The 6,365-nt window shown below is 55.3% G+C and carries 6 protein-coding genes; 5 read left to right on the forward strand and 1 reads right to left on the reverse strand.

The window, feature by feature from the left end; genetic code table 11:
- Positions 1-312: 312 nt before the first annotated feature.
- Positions 313-765: a hypothetical protein gene (locus CRT23_RS28780; RefSeq protein ID WP_181017502.1), complete on the forward strand. Its 453-nt coding sequence runs from the start codon at positions 313-315 to the stop codon at positions 763-765.
- A 342-nt stretch (positions 766-1,107) separates the two neighbouring features.
- Here CRT23_RS28780 and CRT23_RS26990 read toward each other — a convergent pair whose 3' ends face one another.
- Positions 1,108-1,383, reverse strand: a complete 276-nt coding sequence (locus CRT23_RS26990) for a transcriptional regulator (protein ID WP_348628903.1) — start codon at positions 1,381-1,383, stop codon at positions 1,108-1,110.
- A 1,463-nt stretch (positions 1,384-2,846) separates the two neighbouring features.
- Between CRT23_RS26990 and CRT23_RS29495 the strand changes: the two genes are divergently transcribed.
- The 4 genes from CRT23_RS29495 (at position 2,847) to CRT23_RS27015 (ending at position 6,016) form a co-directional block, all read left to right on the forward strand.
- Positions 2,847-3,524, forward strand: coding sequence for a hypothetical protein (locus CRT23_RS29495; RefSeq protein WP_245436636.1), 678 nt, complete (start codon positions 2,847-2,849; stop codon positions 3,522-3,524).
- Positions 3,525-3,552: 28 nt separating this feature from the next.
- Positions 3,553-3,999: a hypothetical protein gene (locus tag CRT23_RS28255; RefSeq protein ID WP_146056550.1), complete on the forward strand. Its 447-nt coding sequence runs from the start codon at positions 3,553-3,555 to the stop codon at positions 3,997-3,999.
- A 269-nt stretch (positions 4,000-4,268) separates the two neighbouring features.
- The gene (locus CRT23_RS27010; protein WP_103712575.1) at positions 4,269-5,063 is read left to right on the forward strand and encodes an ABC transporter permease; all 795 of its coding nucleotides are present in this window, start codon (positions 4,269-4,271) and stop codon (positions 5,061-5,063) included.
- A gap of 230 nt (positions 5,064-5,293) precedes the next feature.
- Positions 5,294-6,016 carry an NUDIX hydrolase gene (locus tag CRT23_RS27015; RefSeq protein WP_245436638.1) on the forward strand — a complete coding sequence of 241 codons (723 nt, stop codon included), beginning with the start codon at positions 5,294-5,296 and terminating at the stop codon, positions 6,014-6,016.
- Positions 6,017-6,365: the final 349 nt, after the last annotated feature.

The raw sequence follows: 6,365 nt of genomic DNA on the forward strand, positions 1-6,365 counted from the left end.
CCATTCTCAAGACCTTCGGCGCCTGAAACCAGCCATCAATGGCGTGGGTAATTACTAAAATCTAAATGTGAATTTGGTGTTCACGGCTAGGTGGGGGCGAACGTATTTCGCTTCCGGTTAATCGTCGCTTTCTCAAAGCATAGTGGAAATTGCTGAAATGTTGCCGATTCGTTCTTGCATTTGCTGCCGCGAGGCGAAAGGATGCGGGCGGAAGTTTCCTCAACGCCGCGTCCAGCTTGGACGTCAGTGCAGAACCTGCGCTAGATCCCGCATCTCGTTAAGCACCGGGCAAACAGCAATTCCGAGAGTGTGATGCTACGCACGAAGCGAGTGGCGACGGCAATGTCGTCCGACAAAGTCAGTTCAACATCGAGGCGTTCAACGCCATCTGCTCGTTCGAGCCAGAACGATGTGCTCCGTATCCACTCAATTGGTGCAGAGGATATCATGGAGGCAGCTGAGAGCGCGCTGAGGCATAAGGCTGTCGAGATGGCGCTTGGCGGTGACTCTGGAATGATGCGGTACTGTCTAGGAGAGCTCTCGGCCCGGCGGTTGCGGTCTTCGGGATTTATGCTGCCCGAGATCGGCACGATTGAGGATCTTCCGAAAGCAACCTACGCCATCCTGCAAGCTGCAGCGGTTGGCACGATCACTGTTCAGGAAGCGAACGAGCTTGCAAAGCTCGTGGGTGTCCATACTGAGGCGATGCGAGACGAAGAGCTCAGCCGGCGCATTGCGCGTCTTGAGGAGCAGCAAGGCCGGTGACTAGTCGAAAGGCCTACGAACGCCGTGTCCGGCGCTTAGAGCCTGCCACGTGTCGGCAGGGGCTTTCTTTCATCATACAGTGCCGTGAGGGGGAGGAAGAAAGCGAGAGAATTGATCGGTTATGTAGTAAAATCGAGAAAGAGTACGGTCCACTTAGCGCCCTTAGAGATCAAATATTTATCAGCCGAGTGTTTGAGGGCGAAGCTTATATTTCGGATGACGTATTGATAATACCAATACCAAAGATATGAAATTATATTGACTTGTGCTACCGAAGGTATTATTTGACCGATTGAATTAAGCTTGGATTGATACGGCCGTATCAGCGCAGCTACCCAGAGTTCAATTTGTATTCGAGTGCTGTTCCGCCACTTCGCGCTTTTGACGAAATCGAACGCCGGCCCCTCCTCCATTTTCAGGGATGAACTCAATACCGGCGACTTCGAGCGCTTGCCGTAAAGCCGATATGGTTGGCCCATGAGCGCCGAGATCGCCAGGCTTTGCCTCGAGCCGTTTGATGGTTGGCAACGATACGCCTGAAGCGAGAGCTAGATCCTTCTGCTCCCACCTTATGAGAGCACGCGCCGCTCGCACCATTTCGCTAGTCAGCATGTGCATTTAATCGGTTCCTCAGGGCTTAAATGATGCCTCAGGTATTGAGCCAGCGCTCAATTGGTGATACTCAGGGTATTAGGTTTAGGAGGCGTTGATGTCATCCCATCGATCAATCTCGTGGTTTTCTGCGCTTCTAAGTTTACGTGTTGATCGAGAGCAAACGCCGCCCAAGGAACGACGATTTCACCTTCAAGCTACGGCGTTCGCTAAGCTGGCTTTCCATCGCGCACAAGCGGTAGCGCGTGATTGTCCGCTGATCGTCTCCGGAACTTACGATCGACGTGCCATCATGCGATTAGCTGCCGTGGCTGCGAACGCAAGGCGCCTAGCGACTGGCGAGACTTGGCGTACGTGTATCTCCGCTGCACTTCGAGGGACCTGGGCAGCAGCGAAAGCCCTTCGCCAATCCACCGAACGTCAGCGAAGCTGTTTCGTTGTAGGCAGGAGTGAATTGTCGGTCGCCACCAAATCATGGGCGACGCTTCCGGGAGCGCGCCTGGAAAATACTGCCTCTGCATCGGATGCAGCATCACAACAACATCCTTTGTGGCGGACGGACCGCAACTCTCGTCTACGTTCTATTTCTACTGGCCGGATCGCCAGCTCCCCATTCGAAGCAGGTTCATCGAGATGAGTAGAATCAGCGCCTGAGCTCAATGCATTGAACGGCCCCTTATATCGGCCAGACGATTTTATCACAATTTTTGATCTCAGCCGGAGGCTCACGATGCCCCACAAGAAACCGCGCCAGCGCGCGGCTGATCCTGCACGTCCGACCGTGGCTTCCCTCGGTCTACAGGTGAGGCTCATAAGCCATGAAGAGGATGAGCAGCTCAGAACGTTGATCGAACGATACGAGCAACTTTTGTGCGATTGGGAGCACCTTTCCTATCAGGCTCTGAAGGCACTTGCTGACCGTCCGACTCTCAGAAGTGAGCGCTCTGATGCCGTACGTCGCGCTTGAAGACGTTGGCACAACGCGACGCGGTTCTTTGTCGAATCGCCGTCGGCTTCAGGCTTGGGAGCGCACGGGCGGGACGTGCGTGGTCTGTGGTTGTCGCATTGACGGTGTGCGGGACCGCTGGATCGTCGAACACATCCGGGCCCTTGAACTCGGTGGGTCGGACGAGATCCAGAACCTTGGGCCAGCGCATGAGGCGTGTGGGCGTGAGAAGACGCGAAATGATCACGCTCGAGCAGCCGAGGCGAAGCGACAAAAGCTCCGGCATCTGGGTGCGGGGGTCATCAAGCGCCCGCTACCCGGATCACGGGCTTCTGCTATCAAGCGTAAGATTGATGGAACAGTCGTCCTTCGCGAAGAGCATCCACGGTCTCGCCGGTTTGCTGGGCCCGAAGCCGGGAGCGAAGAGGCCGAAGCACATGGCTCAGCTCCAATTGTGGTGGACGCCGCAACCAATCTCGCTGAGCGCCTTTGTCCGCGGGGCATACTTTCGGATAGGGAGGTTGTGTCAGAAGCGGTGGATCAGATGGCGAACCGAGCGACAACGAAGGCAAAACTGAACCGCCTGAGCCAAGTGGATGCGCCGGCCTCAGGAGACGTCCTTCCAGCCGTTCCCGCTCACCTCGACTTTCTGTTCAGCGACCGACCCCTGCTGCCGGGCGAAGACCCGGACCAGTACGAAACGCTTCTGCGCAGTATCGTTCATCAAATCCGCCCCGCTGACGTCATCGAGGCAATCTGGGTGAAGAACATCACCGACTTGATCCGGGAGGCCAATCGGATCCGGTGTTGGCGGAGGCAGATTCTGGTTCAAGCTCAACTACAGGCAGCCGAGGATTTGATCCGCCCTGCCCTTCAGAACGCGGATCCCATGGGGTTGAACCAGTTCATGACCCCGTCGGCTAATAGCTTGGCGGCAGGCTGGATGGCTGGAGATGTAGAGCAGCAGGCACAAGTCGATGGCCTCCTACGCGAGCGTGGTCTCACGGCAGAAAACGTCGCTGCGCACGGCTTCCTGTTGAATTTGCCCTCCGTCGAACGCATCGATCGAATGGCTTTGCTCGCTGATCAACGTCGAGATGCCCTTCTCCGGGAGATCGAGCGTAAGCGAGAAGGATTTGGGCAGCTTGCCCGGAAAGTTGCCGCGGACGTGTTTGACATCGAGCGTACCGGCGAGCAGTGAGCCATACTCTTCGAACTTAGAGGCTGTGATGACGTCTGAGCGTGCCAGTCATGCCAATCGGCGCAACTCTGCGAAGAGCACAGGCCCCCGAACACCCATAGGCAAGGCGCAATCGAAACAGAACGCCCTCAAGCACGGCCTCTCAAGCCCCGATCTTAATGCAAAAATGGAAGCGGAGATCGAGCAACTGGCGGAGCTTATCGCCAGCAGCTACGGCAACGCTAGCCACGTTTTGGAGGCAGCTCGTAGTGCTGCTGAGGCACATATCGATTTACAACGAGTACAGGCATTCAAAATTAAACTTCTGCGGAGCAGCGCAGAACATACGTCGTCTAAAGCTGAGGCCGGGCAGAGCGTTCTGCTCGATTTCTTGACACAGACTTCTGTTCAGGTTGAACAATTAGACCGGTATGAAGCTCGAGCTTTGTCCCGAAGGAAGTTCGCCTTGCGACGGCTTCTTAAGCTCGTCAACTAGTCGGTTCGATCCTAATTCGCTATTCCCCGTCCAGCAGTTATTTGTCAATATAAGACTATCCTCGCTTGAAAACGGTGAGTGGGAATTTTGCAGGCGTGTGTGGCGTTGCAACCGCCAGCAAAGTTCAGGTGCCACGAACCGGATACAACCGATCGTTTGATTGTAGCGTTCCGCATCTGATCGCAGTATTCCGTGGCGGATCCGCGATCGCACTTTTGACCACAAGGCTTCATAATAGCCTGCTATCGGCCTTAATAGCGAGATTGAGCATGCTGCCACCTGCCTCCGAAACGACCGTTCGACGAAGCGAATTTGAAGTGTACGCAAATGTCATTCGAGCTTTGATGCTTCGTGACATGCGTACCCGCTTCGGAGGATCGTACTGGGGTTATGTTGTCGTCGTTCTCTGGCCTGTTGCGCATATTTTTTTGATGGTCGCGATCATGGTCTTCAGGGGCATGCCGTCGCCGATGGGGAATGATGCAATATTGTTTGTAGCAACTGGCGCGGTTCCAGTCTTGGTTTTTCAATATACTTCACGCGAAGCGATGAAAGCTATGTTAGTAAACCGACCCCTCATGTATTACCCGCAGGTAAAAGCGTTTGATATAATGGCGGCAAGGTTTCTCGTCGAAACTATTAAAGGCTTTCATGGTTTAATCATTATTGTCGCTATTTTTCTCGTAATAGGGGTCGATCCTACTCCGGAGATCCCGGCGATGGCTATTGGGGGCTATTTAATCGCTTTACTTTTGGGTCTTGGGATAGGAGCCATCAACATGGCTATAATGACGGTCTTCCCGGGATGGCTTTGGGGTTACATCATTATAACCGTGGTGCTGTATATGACATCCGGCGTATTTTTTCTACCCAACATGCTTCCCGAGGAGTTGTACAGCATCATGAAGTGGAGTCCAATTGTCCAAATCGTCGAGTGGGTAAGGCTTGCCTATAATCCTCAGCTAGGAGTGACTGTTGATTATACATACGTGATCGGCTGGGGGGTGGGCAGTGTCTGGTTAGGATTCCTCATGGAAAGGTTCGTTTTGCGACGCTTCGTGTGAGCATAATCCTGCGGGAAATCGTGCTGTCAGACGCTCACGCACGGTGAGTACAAACGTGAAAAAAGCCCTGTGCGGCGAATGCGGTCGGGGCTGATCATGGATAGGCCGGAGATGCGGCGTCAGCCGACCCGGCCGAACCTTAACCTCATCACTGCGCGACCGCGGTCCACAAGGTGCGCCGAGGTGATCGTCAGGCTGGTAGTGACTAGCGGAGTGCCGGCTGGAGAGATGTGACCGACACCAATGGTCTACATGCCCGTTCCATCCTTGTAAAACTTCAGACACCGCCCCTCATGAGCAATGAGCACGGCTTCGCCGATGGGCGAGAGGTCCATAGGTGGTTTCCAGATTTTTTCGGGTATCAGTCCCGCCGCCCGGCGCTGACACTTGACGACATAAGAGGATCGGCGATGGCTGGTGTTAAGAGCTGGACGACTCACCGGTCGGTCCACGTGCTCCAGGATCGCTGGATCAGCGTCAGAGCGGACTACTGCTCAACTCCCAATGGAGTGGCGGTAGCGCCCTACTACATTCTCGAATTCCCCGATTTCGTTCACGTGTTCGCCACGGACGCGGCGGATCGGGTCATCCTGGTCCGGCAATACCGACATGGACTTCAGGGTCTGAGCCTGGAGCTTCCAGGAGGCGTGATGGACCTCCATGATACGGACGCCGTGGCAGTTGGTGCGCGCGAGCTCCAGGAAGAAACTGGGTACTCCGGCGGGACGCTAGCCCATCTCGCCACCCTCAGCGTCGATCCGGCTCGCTATGCCAACCGCTTGCACCTCATTCGGGCGACGTGCGTTATCGCTGGCTTGTCAGATCCGGAGCCAACCGAGGACATCGAAGTGGTACTTGTATCGCGCCAGGAAGCCAAGCGGTTGGCCCTGTCTGGGGGAATCTCAAACGCCGGCCACGCCGGGCTGATGCTGATCTCCCTCGCAACGCCGTGAGGTGGATGCCTTACATCAAACAAAAGCAATTCGCATGTTGCGGTGAAGCAGAGGCTCGGCATGGGGGCTACACCGCGCGCCACTAACTGAAAGTAATGAGCATGTTCGGCAGCAGTGCCGAGCCGATTTTAGGTCACGGCGAATGAATTTGCTAGAGCTGTGTATTCACGGCAGAAAATGTTCAGGCTCTAGCGGGGAGCAACCAATGATTACGCATACATGGCTCGCGCCGCGCGAAGTCCTCTTCAAGTGTAAATACCGTGCGCCGGTAATTACCCACCCCCTTGCGCGGGTTGGGTTTCGCTGATTCCCTCGTGGGATGGGTCGTATCGATCTTGAGCGGCTGAGC

This window comes from Methylobacterium sp. V23, from assembly GCF_002917135.1.
Taxonomy (GTDB): Bacteria; Pseudomonadota; Alphaproteobacteria; order Rhizobiales; family Beijerinckiaceae; genus Methylobacterium.